The following is an 18,661-nucleotide window of genomic DNA, read 5'->3' as shown; positions in this document are numbered from 1 at the left end:
AATACCTTCAAAAAAATTATAAGGTATTTTAGTTTTCTTTTAAATAAACATTTTTCATAATTTCTTTAGATTTATAAACTTCAATAAGTGAATTGGTGGTTTTAAATTTCCCATCAAGATAGTTTTCAATCTCTTCGAAACTTGAAAGTTTAGTTGATTTAACTTCATCATAATATGCACGAGCATATTTAGTTCAAGTAAGTTTAGCATTTGGGTGTGATTTGATTGCAAAATAGATAAATAAATTAACAATTTTCACATCTCCAAAGTGTGATTTTCAAATATCAATAGTGATATTTTCAGAACTTGTTAAATTACGATTTAATAATTGCTGCGCAAAGTCTTCACATGAAAGTTTTAAGAGTGCTTCATATTCGTTTGAGTAGTGAGTCCTGCGTTTCCAAGTTGTAATGAAGAAAAAAACGAATACACCTACAAATAAGGCGTATTCGTTTTTTTGCACTTTCAAATTACAATGATAGACCATCAACCGCATATTGAAAATCACTATATATTTTGTTTAATTCCTTATGTTCTGGGTCTAAATTATTCTTGATTTCACTTACAACTTTACCATTCACAGTCTTTGTTGTGATTGTTATAAGTTTCAATGCATCTATAAACATATTCATTGTGAGTTTTCGGATCTCTCCATTATCTTTATAAAATTTATTTAATTTATAAATGCAATATTTCAAAACAATTAGAGACAAAAAGCATAAAAATACATGAGATTGAATATGTTCGTCTTTATAAACGTACATCGGTCTAACTTCGATTGCTGATTTTAAGGTTCTAAAACCTTCTTCCACTTTTCATTGTCCCTTATATATTTCATTCGCTTCTTTTGAATCTATGTTTGTTATGTTGGTTTCAATCATATAAAAACCATCTTCATTAGCGACTTTTTTAATTTTTTCGATATTTAATCTTCCGACTGTTTTACCATCTACATCCATATACTTTTTCTTATATTCAGGAACCAAAGCGCTTAATGGCAATTCACCATTAATTGACTTTTTCTCCAATTTATTAATAAGATTTTCTCTTTTTATTTTGTCTAAAGTTTGTTTTGAAGGGCTAAAATAGACAAATTGTTTTCTAAAGGTATCGCTATATCTTTTTTTATTTTTGTTTTTAGCTCAAACAGATTGGACGAATCTAGATTTAGTAAAATAATCATTTTCTTGAACAAACCCTTGATCATTTACTATAAATGCTTTATCTTCTTTTGCAAGAATATCAATACGTTTCTGAACTATATATTTATATCCTTTTTGTTCTAAATATCTTAAATTTGCATTTTGACTAATACCTTTATCAGCAACTATTATTGTGTCTTTTGTTTTGTAAATTCTTTGCATTTCGACTAAAAATTTCACAAGAGTTTTAGAATCTGCAGTATTTCCTTCGAAAACTTTATAGTGAAAAGGAATACCATTATTATCAACTGCCATAGCCACAACAATTTGATCTTCATCATGCTTTCCGTCTTTAGAAAAACCTCTTTGTCTCAAACCATCTCTTGAAAAACTTTGAAAATAAACAGTTGTATTATCAAAATGCATTAATTTTGTGTTTCTAGTTGTCAATTCTTGCATTTTGTTATAAATATTGACTAAAATTGCATTTTTATATTCTAAAAAAGTATTAAAATAGTTATAAATTGAAGATTTTTTTATATCTATCTCATGTAAAAAGTCATTTTTGTTTTTGTATTGACAAATATAACTTCTTGGTTGAATTATTCTTGTTGCAACAATAAATTCCAATACTTCTTCTAAAGATTTGTGTTTAGTTTTTGGTAATCCTTTAAATAAATCTAGTTCTTTAATTACTTTATAAATCAATTCAATACCAACGTTTTTTACATTTGTCTCGACAGATTTTGGGTTAAGCAATTGGAAAAATTTGGTTTTAACTTCAATTTTATCTTCTCCAACAGGAACCAATCTAGCAATTGGTTTTAAATCATCGATGTTTTGTAGAGAATATTTTTCTTTAATTTCTTCTCAATAACCTAATCCAACTAAATTCCCAATCCCTTTACCGTATCCTTTTGATATTCCTAATGCAATGTAAATCCCTTTAGGGTTTTTTCTTTTATACAGAATGTAGTTACTCATATTTATATTATACATTATTATCATTGTAATCATTGTAAAAAGTTAAAATAATTAAAAATTGTACTTATATACAATGTATATAAGTAATAAGGTAAAAGGTATAAAAAAGAGCTTCCAACTTGGAAACTCAGGAATCAACGCTTGCTTCAAGTTCATCACCACTTTCAGAAAGTTTTTTTTCACTAAAAAGATCGGTAGTGTCAATTTCTGAAACAAATGAAAGCTCTAAGTTATTATCAATTAAAAATTTTTTAGCAACCTGATTATCTAAAAACTTATTATAAAAAGTAATTTTTCCTTGTTCATCACGCTTTACTTCAAGCATTGAAATGAGTTTGCTTTTATCCATTTGGCTTTCAACAGCAATTTTGGCAAATTCAGCAAAACTATTTCAAAGCTCATCATCTGTAATATTTAAAGAAGCAATGCGAGAAATAATGGCATTGCTTCTTTTAAGAATCATTAACTGTTTATTTTTAAAAACTTCATATTCTTGTTGATTCATAATAATACCTTCAAAAAAATTATAAGGTATTTTAGTTTTCTTTTAAATAAACATTTTTCATAATTTCTTTAGATTTATAAACTTCAATAAGTGAATTGGTGGTTTTAAATTTCCCATCAAGATAGTTTTCAATCTCTTCGAAACTTGAAAGTTTAGTTGATTTAACTTCATCATAATATGCACGAGCATATTTAGTTCAAGTAAGTTTAGCATTTGGGTGTGATTTGATTGCAAAATAGATAAATAAATTAACAATTTTCACATCTCCAAAGTGTGATTTTCAAATATCAATAGTGATATTTTCAGAACTTGTTAAATTACGATTTAATAATTGCTGCGCAAAGTCTTGACATGAAAGTTTTAAGAGTGCTTCATATTCGTTTGAGTAGTGAGTATTACCGATTTCAAGCTTCATTGGTGTATTAACTTCTTTAACAAAACGTTTAATTTCACCATCGTTGTTTTTAGCAGCTCCAAGGGTCATAAATTTCTCAGTTGTAAGGGTATACGAAACTGAAGGACTTTCATAAACCGGTTTTGAGTCAAAAAGTCTTGGACTTGGATGTGAAATTTCAAGTTTTTTAATATCAACAATTTCAAAAATGCTTGAAGAAACATCTTGAAGTTCATTTAAATTAAGATTATTTTGTTTATTAAGTTTGTTAATTAAGTGTTTGTAATTAGTTTCTCCAATTCTTTCAATTAAAAATTTCTTAACAAAAGCATTTTTTTCAATGCTATGTCCATTAAGTGGAGGTTGGAGCACAAAAACAGTTAATGAAGCTTGATCATCATAGTAAGTATTTAAAAGACCATATGCTTCTAATTCTTTTCTGGCTTCATTAATTTTTTCTCTTGACATATTTAAGTAAATAATGAAAGTTTCAAAATCAATTTCACTATTTTTTGAAACTGCACCATCAAGATAGTCGTTAAGATACTCATATAATAAAATAGACTCATTTTTCAAAATAGGAGCGTAAAGTGTTCTTAAATTACGAAAATCAGAAGCTTCAATTCTTCCGTTTACTGATAATCTGAAGTATTTGTACCTTAATGAATTATTGCTCATTTTAATCTCCTATTTTGATAATTAAGTAATATTAATTTTAAATGGTTTTAATCCATTTTTTTATAAAAATTTCAATTTTTTTGGAATTATTTCTCATATTTAATGGGATATTTACCACTTTAATATTTTCAAAAAAATCCATTGTTTCTCAATTGAAATTGTTGCGTTTGTCAAATTGTTCCATTATTTGGGTTGATACATTTCGTTTGTTGCAAAAAGCAATTCTTTCTGCTAAGTTAATTTCCATATTTCATATTTGTGAAACGTATTTTGTAAAATCATAAACATCATTTTTTAAAATTGGAAGCTCTGCAAAATCATAATCATTTTTTTCAAATTCTTCCTTAATAAAATCATTAATTACACTTTCTAAAAAGGTAAGCACGCTTTGATCTAAACTAATTAGCTGCTTAATTTTTTCTTTTAAAACAGAATTATTTTCAATAACAAAATCTCCAAATTTTTCCTGAATGATTCTAAGAAAATTTGGACTATGAGTATATAAATCATTAATAAATTGATCTGCGATAAACACTTTATAACCAAGCTTTTTTGCTACATTTAAAAAAGTAGTTTTTCCAGAACAAATTTGACCTACAATTGCGATGAATCGTATCATTCTTCAAGGTACTCACTAACTTTTCTAAGTTCAAGATCGTCAAGCATTTCTTGAGCTTCAAAAGGATCTAAAAGGTTTATATCATAGGCATTTATGTCTAAATTAAGCACATCCACTTCTTTATTTAAAATAGCTAATTGCTTGCAAAAAAAAGCGCTATCTTTATCTAAAATAAGCTTGTTTCTAACCGAATTGGTAATTGACTTAGATTCAAGGTTATCATAAAGATTTTCAAGGGTTGTAAACTCGTTTAAAAGCTTAATTGCGGTTTTATCACCAATTCCTTTAACACCTTTTAAATTATCACTTGAATCACCTCTAAGGCCTTTATAATCCGGAATTTGATTTGGAGTAATTCCGTAATTATCTACAAAATTATCCACGTCAATTAAATTGTAATCTAAATCACTTTTTTCAATTACGGATGTGTTATTATTTACGAGTTGAAGTAAGTCTTTATCACGTGAGAAAATAACCTTTTCTCCCTGAATTTTAGAGCAATAAGTTGCAATTAAATCATCTGCTTCATCACCCGGGTTTTCTAAGTAGTTAACTTTGAGTTTGCTAAGAATGTCTTTAATTAATTTAAATTGTTCTCAAAGTTCATTTGGCGCTTTAGTTCTTCCGCTTTTGTATTCTTCATATAGCTCATGTCTTTTAGTTTTTGAATATGAATCAAAAGCTACAAAAAGATGAGTTGGTTCAAAATAATTAAGCAGCTTTAATAACTGAAATAAAAATAATGATAAAGCATTAGTAGGAACCCCTTTGCTAGAACGCATAATTTTATCGATATCACCTCGATAGGTTGCATAAAAAGATTGAAACATTAAATAGTTTCCATCAATAACTAAACTAAGTTTATTTTTCATCTTCTTTTAGTTCCTCTCATGATTTAATGATGTAATATCCTTTTGAACTTTTGCTTATTCCAACCACGATGACCCTTGGTTTATTAAAATTAACTAAATCTTTTACATTATCGCTAAAACCATAAGCTACTACACTTTTTGATGAATCACTTATAGTTGCAATCATATTATCTTTTGAATTTTTAGTTACTTTTGATAAATAAACGTATAAAAATTCATATTGGTTTTCTTTTAAATTTGCAAGCTTAACATCTTTTTCGTATCTACCTGTAATTGAAGCATTATAAGGTGAACCAAGTAGTGTAGATTCATATTTAATAATTTCATTAAGATCATCTTCATAATGTGTCATTTGAATCTCAAAAATTTTGTTTCTCTCTACAAATAAGTTATATTCAGCAAATTTATCACTTGCTTTTTTAAGCTTAATTTCGCTTTCAAGCATTTCATAAATGCTTTGGAGCATTGGCATGTTTTTAAGAAGTGTCTCATTGTTATTAAATTGTCTAAAAGCACTTGCTTTAATTAGAGTTTCAATATTGCTTTCACCAATGCCTACAAGACGCATTCTTAAATAAGCATCAAAAAAGTTCTGGTAAATACCACCACGTGCAATTTCAAGAATAATTTTTCTGCAAGCTACTTCACCAATTCCCTTAATCATAATCAGTGGCAAAAAGACACCATTTTCATTAATTTCACAAATTCTGCTTGAGTAATTAATAAGAGGCGAAAACACCTTAATTCCTTGTGAATTTGCTTCATTCACATACTTCCGGATGCTTTGTAAATCGCTTGAAGCATTAGTTAAAAGTACTTTATAAAATTGCTTTGGGAATCTTGCTTTATAGTAGGATAATTTATAAGAAATAAAAGCATAAGCAACAGCATGAGATTTGTTAAATCCATACTGAGCGAATTTTTCAATGTTGGCGTAAATATTTTCTAAATCAGCTTCATTAATATTGTTTTTAAGCCCACCTTCAAAGAAAATTTGTTTGTAGCTATGAAGCTTAGTTTCATCTTTTTTACTAATAGCTCTACGCAATAAATCTGCTTGTGCAAATGACATTCCTGCTACTTTTTGAGCAATTTGCATAATTTGCTCTTGGTAGACAATAATTCCATAAGTTGGCAACACAATTTCATCATAAAGTGGGTGAATTTTGTTAATTAAACTTCGATCTTGTTTGTTTTTTGCATACTCTTGAATATATTGCATTGGCCCTGGTCTAAAAAGAGAAATAATAGCGTAAATATCTTCAAACGAATCAATCCCAACATCTTTAATTGCATTAGTCATACCCTCAGATTCAAGTTGGAAAATCCCTAAGGTTTTGAGGTTATTAAGCATTGAAAAAGTTCTTTGGTCATTAAAAAGTGAATATGATTGATTAATTAAGTTATCAAAGTGTTCTTTTTCAGGAATAAGTTTCTCAATTTGCTCAATTAACGAAAGGTTTTTAAGTCCTAAAAAGTCAATTTTAATAAGTCCATAACGTTCAAGATAATCCATGCTAAATTGCACTTGATTTAAGGTATTATCACTTGCTTCATAAGGTGCTACATCATATAAAGGCTGATTGCAAATAATCACACCTGCGGCATGAATTGCTTTTTGACGTGGAAACCCTTCAATTTTGGAAGCAATGTAGTGAAAATTAGGGAATCTTTGTTCTAATTTATCAATTAAAATTTTGTATTTTTTGTTTTTTAAATAAGCTTCTTCAAGTGAGGTGTCGAACTTAGAAATTGAATTTGAAAGTAAATCAATTTCGGGAATTGGCACATTCATAACACGACCAACATCACGAAGCGAACCTTTTAAAGCTAAAGTTTGAAAAGTAGTAATTAAACCACATTTATCACTTCCGTATTTGTTTTTGATATATTCAAGCAGTTCATCCCTGCGATCATCTTGAATATCAATATCAATATCAGGAAGCGAAATTCTATCCACATTTAAAAAACGTTCAAAAAGAAGATCATATTCAAGCGGATTAACGCTTGTAATTTTTAAAAGGTAAGAAATAAGCGAACCAGAAGCACTTCCACGGCCAGGACCTACATAAATGTTTTGCTGACGTGCAAAATTTAAAACATCTTGGATAATTAAGAAATAATTTTCAAATTTTAAAGATGAAATAACTGAAATTTCATAGGCAATTCTTTGATCAACTTCTTCTTTAGAATATCTTTTTAATAAAGCTTCATAACGGTCATTGTGAATTAACTTTTCAAGCTCTTTTCGTGGGTTTTCATCATAAATTGCCATTTTAATTTCAGAAGAAATTTCAAAAGCTTTAATTTGACCATATACATCTAGCATTTGGGCATAAACAGAATCAGAAACATCTTGAAAATCTTGAGCATCATAAAAATCTAAGTAAGTGTGATTATCATTTTCGTGGTTTCCAATTTTACGCATATAATGCAAGATTTGATTATCATCAAGGGTAATTACTTTTTTAGTTGGAACATAAAGAGTTTGGCTATTTAAAATAGGATTTTTTCCGTTTCAATAAAAGTTTGAAAGCATTTTTTGCGGCATTAAATTCTGAGCATAAAATCCTTTTTGAGCATGATCAATTATGATTAAATTCGGATCTTCTAAACTTGCTAGTTCGATATTTTCGCCCTTACTACGGTCAAAAATAATCTTATTAATTTTTTGATATCCAGCAAAATTTTTAGCAATAACAATAATGGTGGCTCTTTCCAAATTAAGCTCAATTCCGATAATTGCTTTTTTACCATTTTTCTTAGCAAATTCTCAAACCTGAGGCAGTCCATAAAGGTTTTCTACATCAGTTAAAGCAATATGATCAATCTCATTTTTAAGAACTTCTTCAAAAAGAGAATTCATTTTTATTGTTGATTGTAAAAATGAAAATTCGGTATTTGTATGGAAGTAAATTGGTTTTTTCATAACTTATATTTTAAAGTAAAAAATCGCAATTTCTTAAAATATCAGCATTTTAGAAGGGGTAAAAATTTCTTTTTCCAGAGCGTTTTTTAAAACTTAAATAGTGTGGAAAAATATTGAAAATGTTTTTATATATTTGATATTTTTTTCTAAGTTTTTATTTAGTTTTTTATTCCCACATTTTTTAGGGTTAAACACACTAAAAAAGCTCCTTGGAAAACATTTTTTGTAATTAACCTTTTTTATATTTTCATAAATTGGCTAACAATTATTAAAAAGTGTAATTTTTTCATTTGACTTATGTATATAATTAATTTAAAACTATATTTTAGAAATTAAATCAGGAGAGTCAAATGAGCAAAGGAAATAAACATATTATTTTATTAATTAATGGTAAAAGACGTAGTGGTAAAGGCTTATTAAGCAATAAAATTAAAGAAAAATGCTATGATGAATTTAACGGGAATATCCAAGTTTTATCATTTGCAGAGCCTATTAAACAAATTACTAAACCAATTTTAGAAGCAATTAATTGAGATGGAAAAGATAAAGAAATTGTGCGTCCATTATGAATTGCTATGGGTGAAGTTGGACGTAATATCGATAGTAACCTTTGATGTGCTAAAGTTTTTGACAAAATTGTTAAAATTTCAGAAGAAAATTCTGCTAAAAATGAAAATTCATTATTTTTAATTGATGATTTAAGATTCCCTAATGAGCTTGATTACTTCGTCAAAAGTGTAGATCAAATTAAACAAAAAGTTAAAAAAGAAGATAAAGTAAAAATTGTTTCAATTAGAATTGAAAAATTTATGGATGCAGAAAAATTTGTAGTTGGAGTTGATGATAACTCAACCGAAACGTCATTTGATAAATTAATTAATTTAGTCTTTGACTTTATAGTTCCAATGGATACTTTAATTGATAGAAATTGACAACCAAACTTCAACAATGTTGAAACTATTGCTGATACAGTTATTAGAAACTACCTTAAAAAATAATGGCAAGTAGAAAATTTTATAACAAGCAAGATTACGACATTGACTTCGAAAACAACGTGGTGATTTTAAAACCACAATTTCACGAGAAATTGCTTTCAAATGACAAATGAAGTAAGTTTAAAAAAATCGGTGGTAGTACAGTTGGTGATGTTTTAATTAAAGGTGCATTTAAATCTGAATTTTCTGCTTTTTGTCACATTTCAAGAATTAAATTACCAGTTCTTACTAAAAAATATGTAAATGCTGGGGTTATTTTAGAACCTAAAATCTTTGACTTTTTAAGAAGTAGATACCCAAAATTAGAAATTGTAAATTACGAAGCTGAAAAAGTTGATTATGACTTTTTTAAAGACGTAGACACTGTTATTGGTGGGGTTCCAGATGGTTATCTTCCAAAACAAAAATGTATTTTAGAAATCAAAACAGCAGGTGAGAAAAAATTAGAACTTTGAGAAAAAGAAGGTGTTGATATTTCGTATCGTAAACAAGCACAGCTTTATTCATATTTAAGCAAATCTTCTTCATACAAAATTATTGCTTTATTTTTAAAAGAAGAAGATTACCTAGATCCTGCTAGCGTAGACATTGCAAAGCGTAAAATTCGTGCTTACGATTTTACAATTAATCAAAATGAAGTTTTAGATGATATAACAAAAATTAAAGATTGATTTAAATATTACACAACAACAGGTGTTTCACCAGTGTTTAATCCAAGTACCGATGCAGATCAATTAGAATACTTAAAATGCGAAAACGAAGCTGAGTGAGAAGCTCTTTTAAATAAATGAAAAGAGCAAGGAAAAGCTGATCCTGACACAAAACCCTAATTAAACAATTACATAATAAAAAACACATCATAACAATAAACAAAATTTATGATGTGTTTTTTAATTTAAATTATGAAGATATAAACTAATTGATAAAGCAAATAAAGGACTATTATAATGGGTAATAACTTAAAACTTTTTGTAAAATGAGTGAGTGGTAAAACGCAATTAATTCCAGAAATCAAAAAATGACTTCTGCAAAAAATTAAAGATTATTATGAACCTTTTTTTAGGTACTGGAGCGGTTTTGCTTAATTTACAACCTAAAAAAGCATATGTAAACGACATCAATACAGTTCTTATAAACCCATTCAACTTATAAAGAATCGACCAAGTGAATTAATGAAAATTTTAAAAAATTTAGATCAAGTAGAATGTACAAAAAAGTTCTTTTATCAAAAAAGAGGACAGTTTAATAACAAGTTAACTCAATAAGAATTTGACGAAGAAATGACTGCTTTATTCATTTTTTTAAATAAAAGATGTTTTAATGGTTTATATAGAATAAATTCTAAAGGTCTATTTAACGTTTCTTTTGATATCAAAACTGCTGGAAATTCATTCCATGCATACACAAAATACCGTTTTGATAAAGAAAGTCATATTAGATTATCAAAAATGTTTAAAGAACTTGATAAAAAAGGGTGTTTTTTGATGCTCACAAACCATGACACTGAATTAATTAGAGATTTATATTCGGAATACAATATAGAAGTTGTAAATGTCAAAAGAAATGTTAATAGCAATGGTAAAAACAGAAAAGGTGTTGAAGTTATAATTACAAATTATCAATATAATATCGAATAGATTTTTAGAAATGAAAAAAGTAAAAATGAATATTTTCAAACAACTTTTGAAATTTTCAAATTATATTTTTTAGCAGACAGACTTTCCATATGATAAAATAATAATGGAGATAAATTTATCTCCAAGTTTTATGTATCACTAAAAATACTAAAACTTTTAAATACCATAAAATGTATTTGAGGCTATTTTTTTCGTTATATTTAGCCGATGATACTTTGAATTATATTTTTTTGTTTTATTTTATATAGAAAGGAAGCAATGACCCTTAACAAAAAGAGAATTGCCCTTTTTATTGATTTCGACAATTTTAATGAAAGAGATAATGTTCAAAAATTAATCGAGGAATTAAAAATTGAATATGACTTGCTTTATTCAGCAGCTTACTTTTCAAAATACCCAACCGAAAATCAAATTGATTTATTTATAAATTCTAATATACATCCTGTTTTTGTGACTACAAAAATCACAGGTAAAAATTCAACAGACATCAACTTGACTGTTGATATGATGAAGCTAGTAAATAACAATCACATTGATGGATTTTGTATTGCTTCAAGTGATAATGATTTTTCTTATTTAGCACAAACATTAAAAGGGTATGGTAAACATATAATCGGTTCAGGTGATGAACGTTTAAAACCTTGATATATGAACATTTTTGATAATTTTGTCAACATTTCTAAGCTCTCTAATCCAATTCAAACCAAAGAAAATTCCGAAGAATTCACTGAACTTATTAAAATGGTTAATAAACTTATTGACCAAAGAAAAAACAAGGATGGCTTTGCAGATTTCTCTCAAGTGATCCAGAACTTGAAGGTTGAAATGCGTGATTTTTCCCCAAAAAATTACGGGGCGCCAAATGGTAGAGTTCAATTATTTTTTGAATCTGAAGATTTGAAAAAGTACTTTGAATTAGTTCAAGAAAAAAGTGCTTATTATATTAGATCAATTAAGAATATTCAAACAAAAAATACTCTAGCGCTTAGTCAAAACATTTCTTCTCCTGTAGATTCTCTTTTAGAATCATCACTAAAAGTATTAGGTAATTTGGGTAAATTACACAAAAACGAAAATAAAATTGCTTTTAGTGTTTTTTATGGAGAACTTGTTAAAGAATTTCCTCAGTATGGAGCAACTAAATTAAAAAAACAATTCGCACAATACGGGAAATCAGTTCAAAAAATCTTCGTGAATCTTTTCTCTAACAACCTTGTCTTTACAAAAGGACCTAGTAATACTTTAGAGGTTGGGTTAATTAAATCGGATTTAGAAATTTCTAAAACTAAAGATAAACCAAAATGACTTGTTAAATTGTTAAGTATTTTTGACAAATCTCCAAAAGACTCAAACGGTTATGTTTTATTATCAGAAATCGGAACAGAGCTTTCACGTCAAAAAATCAATTTGGCAAACTTTGGTTTAACTCAAAAATTTCAATCAAAATATATACAAAAAGAGCCATTAAATCAATATTTCGAAATCAAAAAAAGCGGTAGCACAACATTTGTAAAAGTCAGAAATTAATTTCTATTTTACAAAAAACAGGGAGGCTGATGTCTCCTTGTTTTATTTTAAAACGCGAACCATAAGATTCGCGTTTTAATTTGATCATTAATTAAAGATAAGATTTTTTGATTGGAAATTCCTTAGTTAAAGCTAAAACTTTGCTTTTAATTTCAGCAAGTTCTGCTTTCGCTTCAGGGGTATCAGAGCTTAATTTAGCATAATTTGAAAGGCAGTGGTGAATAATTTCACCAAGTTCAGTTCACTTAGTAAATCCCCTACTTGTCATTGCAGCTGTACCAAATCTAAGTCCACTTGTTACCATAGGCGAAAGAGTATCAAAAGGAATGCTATTTTTATTAATTGTAATATTTACTTTATCCAAAAGAGCTTCAGCTTCCTTACCTGTAATTGAGTAAGTTTGATTTACATCCATTAAAAATAAGTGATTTTCTGTTCCACCACTAATAATTCTTGCTCCTTTGCTTTTGAAAAATTCACATAATGTTTTAGCGTTTTTAACTATATTTTGGGCATATTCTTTAAACATTGGTTGCATAACTTCATATAAACCAACCGCTTTACCAGCAATGGCATGGAATAATGGACCACCTTGATAACCAGGGAAAACTCAACGATCCATTTTTTTAGCAATTTCTTCATCGTTAGTCATAATAATTCCACCACGACCTGAACGAAGAGTTTTATGAGTTGTACTTGTGATAATATCGGCATATCCAACTGGCGAAGGATGCACGCCCCCAGCAATAAGACCTGCAATATGCGCAATATCTGCTAATAATTTAGCACCACATTTGTTTGCAATTTCTTTAAAACGTTTAAAGTCAATAATTTGTGAGTACGCTGAATAACCACAAATAATTAAATCGGGTTTTTCTTGCATTGCAAAAGCTTCAATTGCATCATAATCAAGCTTTTCATCTTTGCCTAAATCATATGAAACTGCGTTGTAGAAAATTCCACTAAAGCTAATTTTATATCCGTGAGTTAAATGCCCCCCACTGCTTAATGAAAGTCCCATAATTTTACCACCATGAGGCACTACGCTAGCAATAGCAGCAGTGTTAGCTACGCTCCCTGAATATGGTTGCACATTAGCATATTTAACCCCAAAAATAGACTTTAAACGTTCAATAGCAGCAGTTTCTACTACATCAACATTTTCGCATCCACCATAATATCTTCTACCCGGATAACCTTCTCCATATTTATTAGTAAGCACGCTTCCTTGAGCAATTAAAACATCTTCAGAGACAAAGTTTTCGCTAGCAATAAGTTGGATAAAATCTTCTTGACGCACTAATTCATTATTAATTGCATCATTAACTACCTTATCGTGTATTTTAATTTTTGAGTACATATACCCTCCTATTTATTATAGTGACTATCAAGCAAGGTAATTGCTTCTTCATTGGCAAAAATTCTTAAAGTAACGCTTCTTGAATCTTGTTTTAAGTAATTATCAATTTGTTTGATATCAAAAACATTAGCAAGCGCTTTAATTTCAGCAACTTTGTCACCAATATAATCATGAAGCGGAATTTGGAAAGTTAAATCTAAAGTTTTTAATGGACTTTGCTCAAAGGATTCAAATTTATTGTTTGTTTTGTATTCTAAATCAAGAATTTCAGCATAAAAAGCACCAGTTTCATCATAACGAGGGTGAATTTTTCCAATTCAACCAATTAATTTGTCCCCTTTGTAAATTTTAGCTGAAACATTTGGATGAATAAACTCACAATCTTTTCAAGGGACAAATGTAAGTGAATCATCTTTTAAAAAGTTAACAATATCACGTTTGATGTCTAAGAAACCTTTAGTTGTTGAAGCAAGTCCGTAAATCTGATGATTGTAATTAATCATCCCTTTTTCAAAGAAGTTAATTTCACTCATTTTTCTTTTTTGGTTATATAAAACAATTTCACTAAGCGAAGTGATAATTGAATTACGAACTGTTTCTCTTTCTTTAGAAACAAAGGTTAATAAATCAACGCTTGATTCAAAATTAAAAGGATTAAGTGTATTTCTTTCTTTAGAAACTAAAGTGAAAGTTCTTGCTTCATTGTATCCTTGAGCAAGTAAAAAGGCTTTATCTTTGTTAATTGGTTTAACTTTAATTGGTTTGTTTTTAATTGAAATTGGCTTGAAATTGGCGTATGAATAAAATCTAAAAATCTCTTCAATGATATCTTCAAAAAGCACAATATCATATCTATAATTTGGAACTGTTACAACTTTTTCATCAAAAATGTATCCAAGCATTTTTAATTGCTCAATAGCAGGGCTAAAAATGCTTAATTCTTCTACTTGAGCATAAGTTTTTAATTTGTTATTGTCAATTTGAATTTGCTTTTGCTCTACCTTATCAATAGTAGTAATTAAATTTGATTGCTCTAAGTTTGACAAATAGCTTTGAATAAATTTAATTCCTAAAAGAGTTGCTTCTTTTGAAATAACTCTTGAACCTTGAGATGCAGAATTACTTAAAAGCTTAATTTCTTTAGCTGCATGTCTTACTAATTCGTTTTTGAAAATACCAATTTCAAAACATAAATTAGTTGCTTCTTGTTCAACTTTAAATGCTTCAAGACCCATTACGCTCGCAATTGAAATAGGTCCATTTTCATCATAAATAGCAAGAATATCTTTGACATCAACTTCTTTGTTACCAAAAATTGTTAAGTTTCCTGAAAACATTTTAGCAGTTAAATTATTACCAATTAAATCTTTATTATATACGTGAGTTGGAGCTCCTGTAATTAACAAAGTTAAATTAGTTAAGTTAACAGCATCTGGGTGCTTGGTGTCAATTCCGCTTTTAGCAAGTAAAAGTTTATCTTCAAAATTAAGCACTACCTTTCCTTTTGCTTCAAGGAAGTTAAGTTCATCGGCATCACCTCTTTGCACCTTAATTTGTGATGCAAAAGTTTTGCTTGGCTTTTTAAAATCAAAAACAAAATCAGTTTTATAATATGCTGCAAGCTCTCTAGCAAGTACATAATATGAATTAGCATCATTTCTATTGGCTGTAGTAGAAACTTCCACCATTAAATCATCAAGGCCTAAAATTTGCATTGGATCATCTTCTAATGAAGCAAAATCACTTGGAAGGATTAATACTTGATTTTCTTTTTCTAAAAGTTCTCAATCATACCCAAGTTCACTAAAAGCCCCAAACATCCCTTGTGAATTTACACCTTTAATGGTTGCTTCACCAAAAACATGATCACCTTTAGATGAACCAATTGGGAAAATAACAGTTAAATCACCAGGATTAAGAATTTGATTATTGGTTTGAATGGTAAGGTTACCTAATTTAGTCCCAACAAGCACAACATCTAATTTAGGAGTATTTGGATTAAGTTCTTTTGAAATAACTTTAGCAAAAATAACACCTTTAACATCAGAAAAAGGCTTAATTTCTTCAACTTCAAACCCAAGTTCATTAAGTGCGATTTCAACACTTGCATCAAGCTTTTTATTTGGTAAAAACTTATTTAAATAATTTAATGAAAAAACCATTATTTACTCTCCTTTTTTAAATCTCATTTAATTGGCTCCAGTCCGTTTTGCTTAAGTTTTTTGTTAATTAACTTAAAAATTCCAGAATTTTCAAATCCTTTTTTATAGCTGTATGGACTTGGGTGACTTGTGGCAATAACCCTACTTGGATCTAAATTTAAATCCTGAGCAAACTTTTGTGCATGTTTCCCTAAAAGCACAAAAATTGCTTTAGGTGCTTGAAGCGCAACTTGTTTAAGAACTTCTTTAGTAAATGTTTCTCATCCAAAATGTTTATGTGAAAGTGGCATGTTGTAATTCACGGTTAAGATTGTATTAAGAAGCAATACTCCTTGCTTTGCTCATGCACTAAGATCGTTTGTTTCAATTTTTGTTTTTGGATATTCTTTTTTAAGCTCTTTAAAAATATTTCTAAGTGATGGTGGTGTTTTTGGATTTTTACTTGAAAAAGCAAGTCCATCAGCTTGATCATAACCATGATATGGATCTTGACCTAAAATAACAACTTTAGTTTCATTAACTTGGAAAAATTCGAATGGACGGAAAATATTAGTTTGGTGTGGATAAATTGGCCCGTTTTTTTCAGATTCTTTTAAACTTACAAGAATGTTTTGGAAATAATCTTTTTTTCCTTCGCTTTGAAGGATTTCTAAAAAACTATTTTTCATTGTTAAATTGTGCAAGTACCCTTAAATCATTTCTGTATAAGTCTCTAATATCTGAAAATCCGTATTTAATCATTGTGATTCTTTCAATTCCAAGTCCAGCAGCAAATCCGTTCATATCATTTGTATATCCAGCCATTTTTAAAACATTTGGATGAAGCATTCCGGCTCCAAGAATTTCAATTCATCTATTTTTGTAAAACACATCAACTTCAACACTTGGTTCTGTAAATGGGAAATAACTTGGTCTAAGTCTAACTTCAACTTCTTCTTCTAAAACGTAGCTAAGCATTGATTTTAAGGTTCAAATTAAATTTGGAAAACTCACTTTTCCAACGCTTACAAAATCAAGCTGAGTAAATTGGTGTGAGTGAGTTGCATCATCTTCATCATTACGGTACACTTTTCCAATTGCAAAAGTTGAAACTTCAGAGTTAGCACATTCTTCTAAAACAGTTGCTGTAATTCCTGTATTATGAGTTCTTAAAAGAGTGCTTGCATTAAGATAAAGTGAATCATGCATTGCTCTAGCTGGGTGGTTTTTAGGAATATTTAAACGCTCAAAGTTATATAAATCAGACACAATTTCACCAGCTTGTTGCTCATAATATCCATTTTCAAAGAATCACTCTCTAAGTTTATTTTCCACTAAAGAAATTGGGTTTAATGAAGGATTTTTGGCAGTAGGAATTGTTACATCAATAAATTCACTAGCTACTTTTTCCTGAATTTGTTTTTCTTTTAAATATGCACCAATTTCTTCAAAAAGAGCTTCATACTGAGTTTTTAAAACATTAATTTGCTTTCCAATTTCTTTTTTTTCTTCATTTGGAGCTGTTCTAAGTTTTAACTGTAAAGCTGCAATTTCACCTTCGCTTGAATAAACTTTAGCTTTGAATTGCTTAAGATCTTCAAAAGAATTAAATTTATTTTTATCAAAAGTCATAACTTCTCCTTTATTTGTTTTTAACTTTCTTTCAGTAGTTTTGGTATTTAAGTTCCATATCATTATTTTGTGGAATATAGAATTTTAAATGTTTAAGTTTTTTAGGTAGATATTCTTGATCTACTCAATTATTAACATAATTATGAGGATATTTATAGCCAATTCCATCACCTAATTTAGATGCTGAAGCATAATGGGCATCTCTAAGGTGTTTAGGTATTTCGTAAATGCCACCAGTTTCAATTTGCTTTTCTACATTATCAATAGCAACGATCACAGAATTACTTTTAACACTTAAGCATAGGTCAATAATTGCAAATGCAATTGGAAGCTTACCTTCAGGCAGACCTAATCTTTCAAAAGCTTCAATAGCGCTTTTTACTCTTAAAGTGATATTAGGATTAGCAAGTCCAATATCTTCATAAGCTACGCAGAGCATCCTTCTAAAAAGCCCGTCAATATCACCGCTTTTTAAAATCAGCATTCCATAATATAAAGCAGCATCAGGATCACTTCCACGAAGTGATTTATGAAAAGCAGATAAATTGTTATAGTGAGCGCTTGAATTCATATCACTATAGAAATTAATGTTAGGAATAATGATTTTTAAATCATTTTCAGTAATAGTAGCATTCTTTTTCATAAAGTAAAGCATTTGCAAGTTATTAATGCTCATTCTAAAATCACCTGAAGATTGCCTAGCTAGCGAAAGCAGTAAATTATCACTAATTTGCATCTCTGAATATTTGCTATCAATTATCTTTCTAAGTCCAAAGACAATATCTTCCTCGCTTAGCTTGCTAAATTGAATCACTTGCATCCTACTTCTTACTGCCGGATTTACCTTAAAATAAGGGTTTTCTGTCGTAGTTGCATAAACAATGATTTTGTCAAATTCTAAATAAGAAAGCAAAATATCTTGCTTATCTTTATTTAGACGGTGAATTTCATCAATTATGATAATTTCGCAGCTATCTAATAATTCTACTAATTCCTTTTTACTTTGAACTGTGGCATTAAAATATCCAAATTTTTTACCCATTTCGTTAGCTAATGCAAAAGCTGCACTTGTTTTACCAATTCCGCTTTCACCGAAAAACAAAAAACTAGTTGTAAGATTGTTTTTAACAACTTCTTTAAGTAATTTTTTAATATTGTTTTGACCTACTAATTGGTCAATTTGCATCGGTCGAATTTCATTAGCTAAATTTTTCATAATAATTATTAAATTATAATATTTTTGCTA

17 protein-coding genes are annotated in these 18,661 nt (G+C 28.6%); 5 read left to right on the top strand and 12 right to left on the bottom strand.

Translation table 4 applies throughout. The features are described from left to right. Window positions 1–28: 28 nt before the first annotated feature. The 7 genes from GOQ20_RS02530 to dnaE are packed head-to-tail and all read right to left on the bottom strand — an operon-like array spanning window position 29 to window position 8,123. The gene (locus GOQ20_RS02530; protein ID WP_167845270.1) at window positions 29–463 is read right to left on the bottom strand and encodes a hypothetical protein; all 435 of its coding nucleotides are present in this window, start codon (window positions 461–463) and stop codon (window positions 29–31) included. Between the two features lie 7 nt (window positions 464–470). Beyond that, window positions 471–2,159: an IS1634 family transposase gene (locus tag GOQ20_RS02525; protein ID WP_167845269.1), complete on the bottom strand. Its 1,689-nt coding sequence runs from the start codon at window positions 2,157–2,159 to the stop codon at window positions 471–473. Window positions 2,160–2,190: 31 nt separating this feature from the next. Beyond that, on the bottom strand, window positions 2,191–2,631 hold the full coding sequence (locus tag GOQ20_RS02520; RefSeq protein ID WP_167845268.1) for a hypothetical protein: 441 nt from the start codon (window positions 2,629–2,631) through the stop codon (window positions 2,191–2,193). Window positions 2,632–2,662: 31 nt separating this feature from the next. Continuing rightward, complete coding sequence (locus GOQ20_RS02515) at window positions 2,663–3,703, bottom strand: hypothetical protein (protein WP_167845267.1); 1,041 nt, start codon at window positions 3,701–3,703, stop codon at window positions 2,663–2,665. Window positions 3,704–3,740: 37 nt separating this feature from the next. Continuing rightward, the gene (locus tag GOQ20_RS02510) at window positions 3,741–4,322 is read right to left on the bottom strand and encodes a dephospho-CoA kinase (RefSeq protein WP_167845266.1); all 582 of its coding nucleotides are present in this window, start codon (window positions 4,320–4,322) and stop codon (window positions 3,741–3,743) included. Continuing rightward, entirely contained in the window at window positions 4,298–5,194 is an 897-nt protein-coding gene (locus tag GOQ20_RS02505) for a 5'-3' exonuclease (RefSeq protein ID WP_167845265.1), read from the bottom strand. The genes GOQ20_RS02510 and GOQ20_RS02505 overlap by 25 nt, the downstream gene beginning before the upstream one ends. Continuing rightward, entirely contained in the window at window positions 5,184–8,123 is a 2,940-nt protein-coding gene (gene dnaE / locus GOQ20_RS02500) for a DNA polymerase III subunit alpha (RefSeq protein ID WP_167845264.1), read from the bottom strand. The genes GOQ20_RS02505 and dnaE overlap by 11 nt, the downstream gene beginning before the upstream one ends. A 350-nt stretch (window positions 8,124–8,473) precedes the next feature. Here dnaE and GOQ20_RS02495 point away from each other — a divergent pair, with 350 nt between their 5' ends. The 5 genes from GOQ20_RS02495 to GOQ20_RS02480 all read left to right on the top strand — a co-directional run bounded on the left by GOQ20_RS02495 (window position 8,474) and on the right by GOQ20_RS02480 (window position 12,282). Beyond that, on the top strand, window positions 8,474–9,121 hold the full coding sequence (locus GOQ20_RS02495; RefSeq protein ID WP_167845263.1) for a hypothetical protein: 648 nt from the start codon (window positions 8,474–8,476) through the stop codon (window positions 9,119–9,121). Next, window positions 9,121–9,948: an MAGa7180 family putative nuclease gene (locus GOQ20_RS02490; protein WP_167845262.1), complete on the top strand. Its 828-nt coding sequence runs from the start codon at window positions 9,121–9,123 to the stop codon at window positions 9,946–9,948. Before GOQ20_RS02495 ends, GOQ20_RS02490 begins: the two co-directional genes overlap by 1 nt. A 217-nt stretch (window positions 9,949–10,165) precedes the next feature. Further along, window positions 10,166–10,270: a DNA adenine methylase gene (locus tag GOQ20_RS04850; RefSeq protein ID WP_233091206.1), complete on the top strand. Its 105-nt coding sequence runs from the start codon at window positions 10,166–10,168 to the stop codon at window positions 10,268–10,270. Window positions 10,271–10,398: 128 nt separating this feature from the next. Further along, entirely contained in the window at window positions 10,399–10,755 is a 357-nt protein-coding gene (locus GOQ20_RS04680; protein WP_233091205.1) for a DNA adenine methylase, read from the top strand. A 258-nt stretch (window positions 10,756–11,013) separates the two neighbouring features. After that, window positions 11,014–12,282: an NYN domain-containing protein gene (locus GOQ20_RS02480; RefSeq protein ID WP_167845261.1), complete on the top strand. Its 1,269-nt coding sequence runs from the start codon at window positions 11,014–11,016 to the stop codon at window positions 12,280–12,282. A 91-nt stretch (window positions 12,283–12,373) separates the two neighbouring features. Here GOQ20_RS02480 and glyA read toward each other — a convergent pair whose 3' ends face one another. The 5 genes from glyA to GOQ20_RS02455 are packed head-to-tail and all read right to left on the bottom strand — an operon-like array spanning window position 12,374 to window position 18,631. Then, a complete protein-coding gene (gene glyA, locus GOQ20_RS02475) occupies window positions 12,374–13,642 on the bottom strand; it encodes a serine hydroxymethyltransferase (protein WP_167845260.1) in 1,269 nt (422 codons plus the stop codon). A gap of 8 nt (window positions 13,643–13,650) precedes the next feature. Continuing rightward, on the bottom strand, window positions 13,651–15,804 hold the full coding sequence (locus GOQ20_RS02470) for a phenylalanine--tRNA ligase subunit beta (protein WP_167845259.1): 2,154 nt from the start codon (window positions 15,802–15,804) through the stop codon (window positions 13,651–13,653). Then, on the bottom strand, window positions 15,804–16,472 hold the full coding sequence (locus tag GOQ20_RS02465) for a uracil-DNA glycosylase (protein WP_167845258.1): 669 nt from the start codon (window positions 16,470–16,472) through the stop codon (window positions 15,804–15,806). Before GOQ20_RS02465 ends, GOQ20_RS02470 begins: the two co-directional genes overlap by 1 nt. Further along, entirely contained in the window at window positions 16,462–17,415 is a 954-nt protein-coding gene (gene pheS, locus GOQ20_RS02460) for a phenylalanine--tRNA ligase subunit alpha (protein ID WP_167845257.1), read from the bottom strand. The genes GOQ20_RS02465 and pheS overlap by 11 nt, the downstream gene beginning before the upstream one ends. A gap of 10 nt (window positions 17,416–17,425) precedes the next feature. After that, a complete protein-coding gene (locus GOQ20_RS02455; RefSeq protein ID WP_167845256.1) occupies window positions 17,426–18,631 on the bottom strand; it encodes a replication-associated recombination protein A in 1,206 nt (401 codons plus the stop codon). Between the last annotated feature and the right edge of the window lie 30 nt (window positions 18,632–18,661).

Origin of the sequence: Mycoplasmopsis gallinacea, assembly GCF_012220205.1 — a bacterium.
GTDB classification, from domain to species: Bacteria; Bacillota_I; Bacilli_A; order Mycoplasmatales; family Metamycoplasmataceae; genus Mycoplasmopsis; species Mycoplasmopsis gallinacea_A.
This window is presented reverse-complemented; position numbering and strand designations above follow the sequence as displayed.